A 13,816-nucleotide genomic window follows, 5' to 3' on the forward strand; every position below is an offset into this window, starting at 1 on the left:
GAGATGTCGATCACCCCCCTGACCCCGCGGAGCCGCGGCGCCCGGCTCGGCGCGTCCTTCGCGATGTTCCGCAACACCAAGTCGGTCACCGGCCTGGCCATCCTGGCGGTGTTCGTGGTCGTCGCCGTCTTCGCCGACCAGCTCGCCCCCTTCTCCCCGACGCAGATCGACGCGACCGCCCGGCTGCAGCCGCCGAGCGGCACGCACTGGTTCGGCACGACCCACCTCGGCGAGGACGTGCTCAGCCAGGTGATCTACGGCACCCGCGGCGTGGTCGTCGTCGGGGCGCTGACCTCGCTCATCTCGATGGCGATCGCCCTCGTGATCGGGGTCCTCGCCGGCTACCTGCCCGGGTGGCGCTCCGAGGCGCTGTCGGCCCTGGCGAACGTCTTCCTCGTCATCCCGGGCATCCCGATCCTCATCATCATCGCCTCGCGGTTCACCAACCCGCCGCTGTGGGTGGTCGCCGCGATCCTCGGGATCCTCGGCTGGGGCTGGGGCGCGCGCGTGCTGCGGGCCCAGACGATGTCGCTGCGCAACCGCGACTTCGTGCAGGCGGCGAAGCTCAACGGCGAACCGCTGCGCCGGATCATCGGGGTCGAGATGCTGCCGAACCTCACCGCCCTGATCGCCTCGTCGTTCGTCGGCTCGGTCACCGCGGCGATCCTCGGCCTGACCACGCTGTCCTACATCGGCGTCATCCCGGTCAACGCCTACAACTGGGGCACCATCCTGAACTGGGCCTCGGCCCAGGGCGCGTTCACCCAGAACCAGTGGTGGTGGTTCCTGCCGCCCGGGCTCTGCATCGCCGCGATCGGCGTCGCCCTGGCACTGTTGAACTTCGGCATCGACGAGTACATCAACCCACGCCTGCGCTCCGCCGGAGAGCTGGCCCGCGCCATGCGGCGCAAGGGCCTCGACGCCACCGACGGCGTCACCGCCGTCACCTCGACCACGACGCAAGGACCGACCACCAGATGAACGCCACGTCCCTCGACGCCCGCTACCTCGACGCCGGCCTCCCCGTCGCCGACCGCGTGCGGGACCTGCTCGCCCGGATGACCGTCGAGGAGAAGGTCGGGCAGATGCTCCAGCTCGACGCCCGAGGTGACTACGCGGACGACATCCTGCACAAGCACGTGGGGTCGATCCTGCACGCGTCGCCCGAGCGGCTGGCGCACGCCCACGACCTGACGGCCGAGACCCGGCTGCGCATCCCGCTGCTGGTCGGCGAGGACTGCATCCACGGGCACTCGTTCTTCGTGGGGTCGACGATCTTCCCGACCCAGCTCGGCATGGCGGCGTCCTGGGACGTCGACCTCGTCGAGCAGGTCGCCCGGGTCACGGCCCGCGAGGTCGCCACCACCGGCGTGCACTGGACGTTCAGCCCGGTGCTCTGCATCGCCCGCGACCTGCGCTGGGGCCGCGTGGACGAGACGTTCGGCGAGGACCCGTTCCTGATCGGCGAGCTCGCCTCCGCGATGGTCCGCGGCTACCAGGGCACCGGCCTGGACGACCCCACGGCGATCCTCGCGACCGCCAAGCACTTCGCGGGGTACTCCGAGACCCAGGGCGGGCGCGACGCGTCCGAGGCGGACATCTCCCGGCGCAAGCTGCGGTCCTGGTTCCTGCCGCCCTTCGAGCGGGTGGCCCGGGAGGGCTGCGCCACCTTCATGCTCGGCTACCAGACGATGGACGGCGTGCCGATCACGGTCAACGACTGGCTGCTGAACGACGTGCTCCGCGGCGAGTGGGGCTACACCGGCACCCTCATCACCGACTGGGACAACGTCGGCCGCATGGTCTGGGAGCAGAAGGTGCAGCCCGACTACGCGCACGCCGCCGCGGCCGCGGTCAAGGCGGGCAACGACATGGTGATGACGACGCCGGGCTTCTTCGCCGGCGCGCTCGAGGCCATCGAGTCCGGGCTGCTCGCCGAGTCCGAGCTCGACGCCGCCGTGAGCCGCATCCTCACGCTGAAGTTCCGGCTGGGGCTGTTCGAGGACCCGCGCCGGCCGTCCGCGTCGGCGCAGGCGACCGTCGTGGGTGCGGCGGCGCACGCGGACCTCAACCTGGACGTCGCGCGGCGCTCGGTGGTGCTGCTGCGGAACTCCGGCGTGCTGCCGCTCGCGGGCGGCTTCGCGGGCGTGCCGGGGGCGGCCGCGCGGGCGGCCGACGGCGGCGGGGTGCCCGCGCCGGGCGCTCTGCGGGCCTCGGGCGGCGACGACACCCCGCGCCGGGTCGCGGTCGTGGGCCCGCTCGCGGACGACCACGAGGCGCACCTCGGCGACTGGGCCGGCAACTCCGGTCAGGCCGACTGGCTGCCCGACGGCCACCCGCGCGACATGATCGTGACGATCCTCGACGGCCTGCGCGCCGCGGCGCCGGTCGGCTGGGCCGTGTCGCACAGCCGGGGCGCCGACATCCTCGACCTGGTGCCGGACCCGGCGGGGGAGCTCTACCCCGACGGCCAGCCCCGCCCGAAGATCGGCGTGCCGTGCCCGCCCGACGCGGCGCTCGTCGCCGACGCCGTGGCCGCCGCCGAGGACGCGGACTACGTCGTGGCCGTGGTGGGGGACCAGATCCAGCTCGTGGGCGAGGGCCGGTCGACGGCGACGCTCGAGCTGGTCGGTGGCCAGGTCGCCCTGCTCGACGCGCTCGCCGCCACCGGCAAGCCGCTGGTCGTCGTGCTGCTGGCGTCCAAGCCGCTGGTGCTGCCCCCGTCGGTCTCGTCGGCCGACGCGGTGCTCTGGGTCGCGAACCCGGGCATGCAGGGCGGGCAGGCGATCGCCGAGGTGCTGCTCGGGCTCACCGAGCCGTCCGGGCGGCTGCCGATCTCGTTCGCCCGGCACGCAGGCCAGCAGCCGACGTACTACAACCAGATCCGCGGCCAGCACGGCGACCGCTATGCCGACCTCACCCAGGAGCCGGCGTACGTGTTCGGCGAGGGGCTGTCGTACACCACGGTCGAGTACGCGGACCTGCGGCTGGACCGGTCGGTGGCGGCGGTGGGGGACACCGTGCGGGCGACAGTGACGCTGACCAACACCGGGACGCGGCCGGCGCGGGAGACCGTGCAGCTCTACGTCTCGGACGCGGTGACCTCGGTGTCCTGGGCGGACAAGGAGCTCAAGGCGTACGCGCAGGCCGACGTCGCGCCCGGCGCGTCGGTCGAGGTGACCGTGGACCTGGCGGTGGCGGACTGCACGATCGTCGACGCCGCGGGGCGGCGGGTCGTGGAGCCGGGGCGGTTCGACGTGCTGGTGGGGCGGTCCTCGCGGGACGCGGACCTGCTGCGGGCGGCGTTCGAGGTGCGCTGAGGGCGCGGTAGGCCGCGCGGTGCGACCGCCCACCGTGTGCTGGGTGAGCAGCGCCGAGTGAGTAGCAAACGTGTCGAGTGCCTATCTGCGGGATAGGCACTCGACACGTTTCATGCTCACTCGTGGCAGAGACGTCCGGCGGCGGGGTGGCCAGCGCGCCGGAACCTCGACCGCCGAACCGACCATTCGAGCGTCACCATCGGGCTCGGCCTCTTCCTGCTGGCCGACTTTCTGCTGATCGTGAACCTCCTGTGGGACGCCTACGAAACGCCAACGATCACGCGGGAGCAGCGTCTGCAGTCATCCCGGAGCGTCGCACCGGTACTCGCGGCTGAGAATCGTTGCCACGGAGCCGCGAGGGCTCCGCGCGCGGCGGATGCCGCAGCGGCGCGACCGCACGCGGGCGGTCAGGTGCCCCCAGCAGGACTCGAACCTGCAACCGACGGATTAGAAGGCCGTTGCTCTATCCATTGAGCTATGGAGGCGTCGCCGGTCGCCGCGCGGCGGGGCGCGCGACCGGCGGACCCAGGGTACGCGCCCGCCGCGGCCCGGTCCGGCGCCCCTAGACGGGCCGCTCGCAGAAGTCGCCGCAGGTCACACGGCGCGGACGTTTGGCCGCCTCCCCGTTCACACGAGAGGATGACGGCGTGAACGTGCAGGCGGAGAGCTCGGCGGCGCGGGACGTCCTCGACCGGCCGCTCGCCGCGACGTCCCTGCTCGACGCCCTGACCGACCTCCTGCGCGACGTCCGGGCGACCGAGTTCCCCCTGGAAGTGCCCGGCGTCGGCACCGCGCGCGCGTCCCGCACCCGGCTGGTCGACCAGCTCGCGGACCACCTGGTCCCGCGGCTGCGGCAGCTGTCCGCGCCGGCGATCGTCGTGGTCGCGGGCTCGACCGGGGCGGGCAAGTCCACGCTGGTGAACTCGCTGGTCGGGACCGAGGTGACGACCGCCGGCGTGCTGCGGCCGACCACCCGGCGGCCGGTCCTGGTGCACCACCCGGACGACGCCGAGCTGGTGCGCGAGCACCCGGTCACGGACGCGGTCGAGGTCGTGGCGTCGGAGCAGGTGCCCCGCGGCATCGCGCTGATGGACGCCCCGGACGTCGACTCGGTCGAGGAGGCCAACCGGCGCTCGGCGCACCGGCTGCTCGAGGCGGCCGACCTGTGGCTGTTCGTCACGACCGCCGCCCGGTACGGCGACGCGCTGCCGTGGCGGGTGCTCACCGGCGCGACCGAGCGCGGCGCGTCCGTGGCGATGGTGCTGAACCGCGTCGACCCGGCCTCGCTGCCGACGGTGCGCGGCGACCTGCTGGACCGGCTGCGCTCGCACGGCATGCAGGGGTCCCCGCTGTTCGTGGTCCCGGACCTCGGCCCGCACGAGGGGCTCATGGATCCGCCGCTGGTCGCGCCGATCACGCGCTGGCTGACGATGCTCGCGGGGGCCGACCGGGCGCGCACGGTGGTGGCCCGGACGTTGCGCGGGTCGTTCACCGCGCTGCGGCCCTGGGTCGACGAGCTGATCGAGGCGGTCGACCGCCAGGCCGAGGCCGCGGCTGCGGTGCGCACGGCGCTGGACGACGCGGTGCGCGCGCCGGCCGAGGACGCGCGTCGGACGATCACCCGCGGCGCCGTCGCGCAGGGCACGGTCCAGGCGCGCTGGACCGAGCTCACGGCTCCGGGTGCGGCGCTCGCGGACGTGCTCAAGGGCGGCGGCCGGGTGGACCGGTCCCGGCGGGCGGGCCGCGACCGCGCGGCCGCGGTGCTGCCGCTGGTGCAGGACCTGGTCTCGTCGGCGAGCTCCACGCTGTCGGCGGTCGGCGCGGCCACCGAGACCGCGCTGCGCGACGCGCTGGCGTCGGGCCCCGCGGGGGCGACGACGCTCGCCGGCGACTGGTCGACCACGGACCGCGCCGCGGACCGGCCGCGCGAGGTCGAGCGCGCCGCCCGGGACTGGGTCGGCGGCGCCGTCGAGGTGCTCACCGCCGACGACACCCCGCCCGCGCCCGCCACCGACGACCGCACCGCGAGGCGCGCCGCGGCCAAGGCCGCCAAGCGGGCCGCCGCCGCGCAGCGCGCGCTCGGGGACGAGGGGCTGGCGGCGCTGGCGCTGGCCGCGGCCGCGGGGCTGGAGCCCGCCGACCGGATGCTCGTCGACCTGCTCGGCGACCGCGGCACCGCCGTGGCGGCCACCCTCCGCGACCGGCTCGCGCAGCACGCCGCCGACCAGGCCGAGCGCGAGCGGGACGCGGCCCTCGCCGTGCTCGACCGTCCGGCGCTCGCACCGGACGCCGCGTCGACGCTGCGGCTGCGGCTGGCCGTGATCAAGGGGCTGACATGACCGACCCGCGCAGCGACACCGCGGCGCTCACCAAGCGGCTCACCCGGCTGGACGAGGCGCTCGCGGTGGCCGGCGACCGCGTCGACCCGGCCGTCGCGACCCGGGTCCGGGGGATCGGCGACCAGGTGCGGACCCGGCTGGCGCTCGGCGTCGACCACACCGTCGTCGCGCTGCTCGGCGGCACCGGCTCCGGGAAGTCGAGCCTGTTCAACGAGATCTGCGGCCTCGAGTTCGCCGAGGTCGGCGTGAAGCGGCCCACCACCTCGCAGCCGACCGCGTGCGTGTGGGGCGGGGGCGGCGAGAAGCTGCTCGACTGGCTGGACGTCGCCGACGACCGCCGGATCGAGCGGGAGAGCGCCCTCGACGGGGACACCGAGGCCCCGCTCCGCGGGCTCGTGCTGCTCGACCTGCCGGACCACGACTCGATCGAGGACGCGCACCGCGAGGCCGTCGACCGGCTGCTGCCGATGGCCGACCTGCTGATCTGGGTCGTCGACCCGCAGAAGTACGCCGACGACTCGCTGCACTCCGGCTACCTGCGCGGGCTGGTCGGGCACGAGGGCGCGATGCTCGTGGTGCTGAACCAGGTCGACACGGTGCCGGCCGAGCAGCGGGAGGCCCTGGTGGCCGACGTCGGCCGGCTGCTGGCCGCGGACGGGCTCACCGGCGTCGAGGTGCGGGCCACGTCCGCGCGCACCGGCGAGGGCGTCGCGGAGATGCGGGACACGCTGGCCGAGGTCGTCGGGCGGCAGAGCCTCGCGGCGCGGCGCGCGTCCGCGGAGATCACCGACGCGGCGCGGCTCGTGCAGGGGGAGGTCGGCGACGCCGAGCCGCCGGCGGACGCGCTCGACGTGACCCCGGTGGCGGTGACCCTGGCGCACGCGGCGGGGCTGCCGGCGCTCGCCGACGCGGTGGCCGCGGTGGTCCGCGGGAGCGCGACGACGGTCCCCGAGCTCGTCTCCGTGCAGGAGGGCGCCGTCGCTCTCGCGCGCAGCCAGTGGACCGACGCGGTCACGGCCCGGCTGCCGCGGCGCTGGGTCGAGGCGGTGCGCGGCGCGCTGGCCCCGACCGACGAGATCCGGTCGGCGGCGGACGAGGCGCTGTCCCGGGTGGCGGTCGTGACCCGGCGGTCGCGGCTCGCGGTGACCCTGCTGGTGCTGGCGGTGGTGCTCGGCGTCAGTGCGGTCGCGGCGGCCGGCGCAGGCGCGTGGCGCACGTGGGGGTCGGGCACCGGCCCGGAGGACCTGCTGCGGCTGGGCTGGCCGCTCGCTGCCGGGCTCGCGGTGCTGGCCGCGCTGTGCGCGTGGCTGGCGGTGCGGGCGCGGCGCGCGGCGGCGACCCGGCGGGCCGAGCGGGTGCGGCGGGACGGGCGCGAGGCGCTGGAGGGCGTCGCGCGGCGGTGCCTGGCGGAGCCGACGACGGCCGTGCTCGCGGAGCACCGCCGGGTCCGGGAGCTGGCCGCAGGGGCGCGCGAGGCCTGAGGCCGGTCGCGCGGAAGGCCTGAGACCCGCGCGGCGACCGCCCGCACGCCGGTCACGGCGCTGCCCGCCTACCCCGGCGGTGCGGCCGCGTGATCAGGGGGCGCCGACCCGTCCACAGGCCTCGGTGCCGCGGGTCGTCCCCAGCGTCGGCGCGGGTGCCGCACCCGGCCGGCGCGGGACCCGGCAGCGTCGTCCCCACGGCCGGCCCGCACGGGCGCCGGCCCCGGGCACCAGGAGGACGCATGGCGGTCAACGAGCTCACGGTCACGGTGGTCGGCTGGGTCGGCAGCGACCCGGTCCGCTACCTCGGGGACGACGGGCAGGTGCCGTTCACCAAGTTCCGGCTGGCCAGCACCCCGCGCGTGTACGACCGCGACCAGGACGGGTACGTCGACGCCGACACCAGCTGGTTCACGGTCAAGACGTTCCGGCACCTCGCGCTCAACGTCGCGGACGCGGTGCGCCGCGGCGAGCCGGTGGTGGTGCACGGCCGGCTCCGGCTCGTCGACTGGGTCGCCCCCGACGGTCGGCCGCGCACCACCGCCGAGCTGACGGCGGACGCCGTGGGGCACGACCTGTCCCGTGGCACGACGCGGTTCACGCGGACGGTGCACGCGATGCGCGGTCCGGGTGCCGGCGGCGAGGACGGCGGGCCGGGCGACGCGGCCGAGGACCGGGACGACGTGGCCGGTGGATCGGGCGCGGAGGCCGGCGAGCCCGTCCCGGTCGACCTGAGCCGGGCGGTGGAGCTGCCGGACGACGACCCGCTGGGCGACGGGCTCGCCCGGGCCGAGCGGCTCACGGCCTGAGGCGCGCCGCCGGGCGGCTGCTCGCGGCGGCGGCGCGGTCCGACGGGCCGGGATCGCCTAGGCTGGGGGATCGCGCCGTCGCCCGGCAACCGCGAGGTCGCCCGGCGCGCGCGACACCGGAACCGACGACCCCGAGGCGGACGAGAAGCCAGTGGCTGAGTTCATCTACAGCATGTACAAGGCGCGGAAGGCGCACGGCGACAAGGTCATCCTCGACGACGTCTCGCTGAACTTCCTGCCCGGCGCCAAGATCGGCGTCGTCGGGCCGAACGGCGCGGGCAAGTCGACCATCCTCAAGATCATGGCCGGGCTGGACCAGCCCTCCAACGGCGAGGCGCGCCTCAGCCCCGGCTTCACGGTCGGCATCCTGCAGCAGGAGCCGCCGCTGAACGAGGAGAAGACCGTCCTCGGCAACGTCCAGGAGGGTGTCGCCGAGATCAAGGGCAAGATCGACCGGTTCAACGAGATCTCCGCCCTCATGGCCGAGCCCGACGCGGACTTCGACGCGCTGCTCGCCGAGATGGGCCAGCTGCAGGAGGCCATCGACGCCGCCGACGCGTGGGACCTCGACGCCCAGCTCGAGCAGGCGATGGACGCCCTGCGCTGCCCGCCGCCGGACGCCGACGTGACGGTGCTCTCCGGTGGTGAGCGCCGCCGCGTCGCGCTCTGCAAGCTCCTGCTCGAGAAGCCCGACCTGCTGCTGCTCGACGAGCCCACCAACCACCTCGACGCCGAGAGCGTGCTCTGGCTCGAGCAGCACCTCGCCACGTACCCCGGCGCCGTCCTGGCGGTCACCCACGACCGGTACTTCCTGGACCACGTCGCGGAGTGGATCTGCGAGGTCGACCGCGGCCGGCTGTACCCCTACGAGGGCAACTACTCCACCTACCTGGAGAAGAAGGCCGCCCGCATGGAGGTGCAGGGCAAGAAGGACGCCAAGCTCGCCAAGCGCCTCAAGGACGAGCTCGAGTGGGTGCGCTCCTCGGCCAAGGGCCGCCAGGCCAAGTCGAAGGCCCGCCTCGCCCGCTACGAGGAGATGGCGGCGGAGGCCGACCGGACCCGCAAGCTCGACTTCGAGGAGATCCAGATCCCGCCGGGCCCGCGCCTGGGCAGCGTCGTGCTGGAGGCCGAGAAGCTCGAGAAGGGCTTCGGCGACCGCGTCCTCATCGACGGCCTGAGCTTCACGCTGCCGCGCAACGGCATCGTCGGCGTCATCGGCCCGAACGGCGTCGGCAAGACCACGCTGTTCAAGACGATCGTGGGCCTGGAGCCGCTCGACGGCGGCTCGCTCAAGGTCGGCGAGACGGTGTCGGTGTCCTACGTCGACCAGTCTCGCGGCGGCATCGACCCCAAGAAGACGCTGTTCGAGGTCGTGTCCGACGGGCTCGACTTCATCAAGGTCGGCAACGTCGAGATGCCGTCCCGCGCCTACGTCGCCTCGTTCGGCTTCAAGGGCCCGGACCAGCAGAAGCCCGCGGGCGTGCTGTCCGGTGGTGAGCGCAACCGGCTGAACCTCGCGCTCACCCTGAAGCAGGGCGGCAACCTGCTGCTGCTCGACGAGCCCACCAACGACCTCGACGTCGAGACCCTCGGCTCGCTGGAGAACGCCCTGCTGGAGTTCCCCGGCTGCGCCGTCGTGGTGTCCCACGACCGGTGGTTCCTCGACCGGGTGGCGACGCACATCCTGGCGTACGAGGGCACCGAGGAGAACCCGGCGAGCTGGTACTGGTTCGAGGGCAACTTCGCCTCTTACGAGGAGAACAAGGTGGCGCGGCTCGGCGCCGACGCCGCCCGCCCGCACCGCGTGACGTACCGCAAGCTCACGCGCGACTGAGCGTCCCCGCACCACCCGCGACGGCCGTCGTCCCCTCCCGGGGGCGGCGGCCGCTGCGCGTCCCGGCCTGACCTGCTGGTCCGACCCGCTCGTCCGACTCTCCGGCCCGACCCGCACGCCCGACCCGCGGGCCTGACCCGCAAGCCCGACCCGCTGGTCCGGCTCTCGCGCCCGACCTGCGGGCCCGACCCGTGGGTGGGTACCGGGCGGGAGGGCGGGGAGGGGCCGCGGACGGCAGGATGGGCGTCATGGCCGACGACACGCCCCCGCCCGCCGCCGGCGCGGTGACCGGCGCGGACGCCGCGCTCGCGGACGCCCTGGACAGGCTCCGCGCCCGGCTGCGCGACCTCGCGCTGCCGCTCGACGCCCCGGGCGCCGCGCAGGCCCGCGGCGGCCGCCGGGCCGCGCTCGACCAGCTCGACGACTACCTGCTGCCGCGACTCCGCTCCGCCGGGGCGCCGCTGCTGGTCGTGGTCGGCGGCTCCACGGGGGCCGGGAAGTCGACGCTGGTGAACTCGCTGCTCGGCGAGCGGGTCAGCGACCCCGGCGTGCTGCGGCCGACCACCCGCTCCCCGGTGCTGGTGCACCACCCGCTGGACGCGGGCTGGTTCGCCGGCGACCGGGTGCTTCCGGGGCTCGCCCGCCTGGCGGGGGACCGCGGGCCGGACGGGGGCGCGGCCGCCGACGTCGGGGCCGCGGAGCCCGGGGCCGCGGCGGTCCGGCTCGTCCCCAGCCCCGCGCTGCCCCGCGGCCTCGCGCTGCTGGACGCGCCGGACGTCGACTCCGTCGAGGAGGCGAACCGCCGGCTCGCGGCCCAGCTGCTCGCCGCGGCGGACCTGTGGCTGTTCGTCACGACCGCCGCCCGGTACGCGGACGCGGTGCCGTGGGACCTGCTGCACACCGCCGCAGAGCGGCACGCCCAGGTCGCGCTCGTCGTCGACCGGGTCGACCCCGGGTCCGAGGCGGCGGTCGAGGACCTGCGTCGCATGCTGGACGCGAACGGCCTGGCCGCCGCCCCGCTGTTCGCCGTGGCGGAGGGCGTCGGCCCGGACGGCCTGCTGCCGGAGGACGTGGTCGGCCCGGTCGCGGCCTGGCTGTCGGACCTCGGCGGCGACGCGGCCGCCCGGCGCGCGGTCGCGGTCGCGACCCGGGACGGGGTGGTCGACGACCTCGCCGGTCGCGGGCTGGCGCTCGCCCGGGCGGCCGACGAGCAGGTGGTCGCGGCGGCCCGGCTGCGGGACGCGGTCGCGCGCGCCTACGCCGAGGCGGCGACCCAGGTCGGGGCGGCGACGTCGGACGGCGCGATGCTCCGCGGCGAGGTGCTGGCCCGCTGGCAGGAGCTCGTCGGAACGGGGGACCTGCTGCGCTCGGTCGAGCGCGGGGTCGGCCGGGTGCGGGACGCGGTCGTCGGGTTCCTGCGCGGCCGGCCCGCCGCACCGGCGCCCGTCGAGCAGGCGATCGCGCACGGCCTCGCCGCCGTCGTCCTGGACGCCGCCGACGCGGCGGCCGAGCGCACGCACGCCGCGTGGCGCGGCGACCCGTCCGGCGCCGGGCTGCTGCCGGACCTCGGGCTGTCCCGGTCGTCCGCGACGCTGCGGGCCGACGTGGACCGGGAGATCCGTGCGTGGCAGGCGGACGTGCTGGCGCTGGTCGGCGAGCAGGGCGCGCAGCGGCGCGGCACGGCCCGGGCGCTGTCGTTCGGGGTGAATGCGCTCGGCGTCAGCCTCATGGTGCTGGCGTTCGCCTCGACCGGCGGGCTCACCGGGGTCGAGGTCGGCATCGCGGGCGGCACGGCCGTGGTGGCGCAGAAGCTGCTGGAGGCGGTGTTCGGCGACGACGCCGTGCGCCGGCTGACCGCAGAGGCTCGGGAGCGGCTGGACGCGCGGGTGCGCGCGCTGCTCGCCGGGGAGGCGGCCCGGTACACGGCGCAGCTCGACGCGCTCGTCCTCACGGGTGGGGAGGCGCTGCGTGGCGCGGCCACGGCGGTGGCGGACGCGGCGCGGGCCGAACGGGCGGGGCGCGCGGGTGCCCTCCAGGCGACCGCCGCCGACGTCCCCGCCCCGGCCGGCACGACGACGAGCCTGCGCGGCGCGGACCGGTGGCGCGCGGTGTCCGGCGGCGCCGGGCCGGGCCGGACGCCGGGCGCGGGCGGCGGGACGTGGTCCGCGGCGACCGTGTCGGCCGGAGCCGGTGATCGGGCAGGCGCCGGACCGGGGGCCGCGCACGCCGACGGCACGCACGCCGCCGACGGCGCCGGCGAGCACCCCCGCGGCGGCGGGTTCTGGCGGCGGCTGCTCGGCCGGGAGGACCGCGGATGAGCCTCCCGCTGCACGACCGCGTCGCCGCCCTCGCCGCGGCGCTCGACGTGGGGGAGGGTCGGCTGCCCGCGGACGCCGTCGCGGACGGCCGCGCCGTGCTGGCGCGGGTCGGCGAGCGGGCGGCGCTTTCCGCCGAGCACACCGTCGTCGCGCTCGCCGGCGCCACCGGGTCGGGCAAGTCGTCGCTGGTGAACGCCCTCGTCGGCGAGGAGATCGCGCGTCCGGGGGTGCAGCGGCCCACCACCGGCGAGGCGCTGGCCGCGGTGCGCGGGCCCGGCGCGGAGCCGCTGCTCGACTGGCTCGGGGTGCGGCGGCGGCACGGGCTGCCGGCGGGGCCGGGCGCGGCGGGATCGCGGCTGGTGCTGCTCGACCTGCCGGACCACGACTCGGTCGTCGAGGCGCACCGGCTGCGGGCCGAGCACCTGATCGAGCGGGTGGACCTGCTGGTCTGGGTCGTCGACCCGCAGAAGTACGCCGACGCGGCCCTGCACGAGCGCTACCTGCGGCCGCTCGCCCGGCACGCCGAGGTGGTCGTGCTCGTGCTCAACCAGGCCGACCGGCTCGCGCCCGCCGAGGTCGACGCCGTGCTCGGCGACCTGCGCCGGCTGGCGGCCGCCGACGGGCTGCCCGGGGTGCGGACCCTGGCCGTGTCGGCGCGCACCGGGGAGGGGGTGCCCGCGCTGCGCGACCTGCTCGACGACGCCGCCGAGCGCCGCCGGGTCGCCGTCGCGCGGATGACGGCCGACGTCGAGGTGGCCGCACGCCGGGTGCTCGACGGGTGCGGTTCGGCACCGGGTCGGCGGCGGGGCCGGGACGACGGCGGCCTGCCGGCGCTCGCGGACGCGCTCGCCGAGGCGGCGGGCGTGCCGGTGGTGGTCGAGGCCGTGCGGCGCGCGGCGGTGCGCCGGGCGGGCGCGCGGGCCGGCTGGCCGCCGGTGCGCTGGCTCGCCCGGCTCCGACCGGACCCGCTGCGGCGGCTGCACCTGGCGACGGGCGCGGGCGCGGGCCGCCGAGGTCGGGGCGCGTCGGCCGACGACGCCGAGCCGGGAGCCGTCGAGCGGACCTCGCTCCCGCCCGCTGGCCCCGCCGCCCGCGCCGCCGCGTCGTCGGCCGTGCGGCGGTACGTCGACGCCGCCACCGCGGACGTCCCGGACGCCTGGGCGCTCGCCGTCCGGGACGCGGTGGGCGTGGCCGACCTGGCCGACGACCTCGACCGGGCCGTCGGCGGCACGCCGCTCCTGCCCGACCGCCCGGGGGCGTGGGTGCGGGTCGCCGGGTGGCTGCAGTGGCTGCTGCTCGCGGCGGCCGTCGCGGGGGCGTTGTGGCTCGCGGCGCTCGCCGGGCTGGCGTACCTGCAGCTGCCGGTGCCGCGGACGCCGGAGTGGGGCCCGTTCCCGGCGCCGACCGTCCTGCTCGTCGGAGGGCTGCTCGCGGGTGCGCTGCTGGCGCTCCTGGCGTCCGGGCTCGCGCGCCTGCGGGCCCGTGGTCGGGCGCGCGCGGCGCGGGCGCGGCTGCTCGCGGCGGTGACGCGGGTCGCGCGGGAGCGGGTCGCCGACCCGGCCGCCGCGGTGCTGGGCGACCTGGCGGCGTGCCGGGAGCAGGCGCTCCGCGCGGCGGGCGACCGGGGGCGGTGACCGGGCGGGTCGACGCTCGGGTGCCCGGTGCCCGGTGCCCGGTGCCCGGTGCCCGGTGCCCGGTGCCGTGCCCGCACCCGC

The 13,816-nt window shown here is 76.7% G+C and carries 8 protein-coding genes and 1 tRNA gene; 8 read left to right on the forward strand and 1 reads right to left on the reverse strand.

The genetic code is table 11. The features are described from left to right. Nucleotides 1–3: 3 nt before the first annotated feature. Both AC3WUG_RS03655 and AC3WUG_RS03660 read left to right on the forward strand, forming a co-directional pair. The gene (locus AC3WUG_RS03655) at nt 4–981 is read left to right on the forward strand and encodes an ABC transporter permease (RefSeq protein ID WP_492326406.1); all 978 of its coding nucleotides are present in this window, start codon (nt 4–6) and stop codon (nt 979–981) included. Beyond that, nucleotides 978–3,320: an exo-beta-d-1,3/1,6-glucosidase gene (locus AC3WUG_RS03660; protein WP_492326407.1), complete on the forward strand. Its 2,343-nt coding sequence runs from the start codon at nt 978–980 to the stop codon at nt 3,318–3,320. Before AC3WUG_RS03655 ends, AC3WUG_RS03660 begins: the two co-directional genes overlap by 4 nt. A 412-nt stretch (nt 3,321–3,732) precedes the next feature. Here AC3WUG_RS03660 and AC3WUG_RS03665 read toward each other — a convergent pair. Continuing rightward, nucleotides 3,733–3,805, reverse strand: a tRNA-Arg gene (locus tag AC3WUG_RS03665). Between the two features lie 162 nt (nt 3,806–3,967). Between AC3WUG_RS03665 and AC3WUG_RS03670 the strand changes: the two genes are divergently transcribed. The 6 genes from AC3WUG_RS03670 to AC3WUG_RS03695 all read left to right on the forward strand — a co-directional run bounded on the left by AC3WUG_RS03670 (nt 3,968) and on the right by AC3WUG_RS03695 (nt 13,735). After that, entirely contained in the window at nt 3,968–5,659 is a 1,692-nt protein-coding gene (locus tag AC3WUG_RS03670) for a dynamin family protein (protein ID WP_492326408.1), read from the forward strand. Then, entirely contained in the window at nt 5,656–7,140 is a 1,485-nt protein-coding gene (locus tag AC3WUG_RS03675) for a GTPase (protein WP_492326409.1), read from the forward strand. Before AC3WUG_RS03670 ends, AC3WUG_RS03675 begins: the two co-directional genes overlap by 4 nt. Nucleotides 7,141–7,382: 242 nt before the next feature. Further along, complete coding sequence (locus AC3WUG_RS03680; RefSeq protein ID WP_492326410.1) at nt 7,383–7,949, forward strand: single-stranded DNA-binding protein; 567 nt, start codon at nt 7,383–7,385, stop codon at nt 7,947–7,949. A 151-nt stretch (nt 7,950–8,100) separates the two neighbouring features. Then, entirely contained in the window at nt 8,101–9,783 is a 1,683-nt protein-coding gene (gene ettA / locus AC3WUG_RS03685; RefSeq protein ID WP_147796161.1) for an energy-dependent translational throttle protein EttA, read from the forward strand. Between the two features lie 248 nt (nt 9,784–10,031). Further along, nucleotides 10,032–12,101: a dynamin family protein gene (locus AC3WUG_RS03690; RefSeq protein ID WP_492326411.1), complete on the forward strand. Its 2,070-nt coding sequence runs from the start codon at nt 10,032–10,034 to the stop codon at nt 12,099–12,101. Continuing rightward, nucleotides 12,098–13,735 (forward strand): GTPase family protein, encoded by a 1,638-nt coding sequence (locus AC3WUG_RS03695; RefSeq protein WP_492326412.1) that lies wholly within the window; start codon nt 12,098–12,100, stop codon nt 13,733–13,735. Before AC3WUG_RS03690 ends, AC3WUG_RS03695 begins: the two co-directional genes overlap by 4 nt. Nucleotides 13,736–13,816: the final 81 nt, after the last annotated feature.

This window comes from Cellulomonas sp. EB106-03-03-XG116 (genome assembly GCF_058792015.1).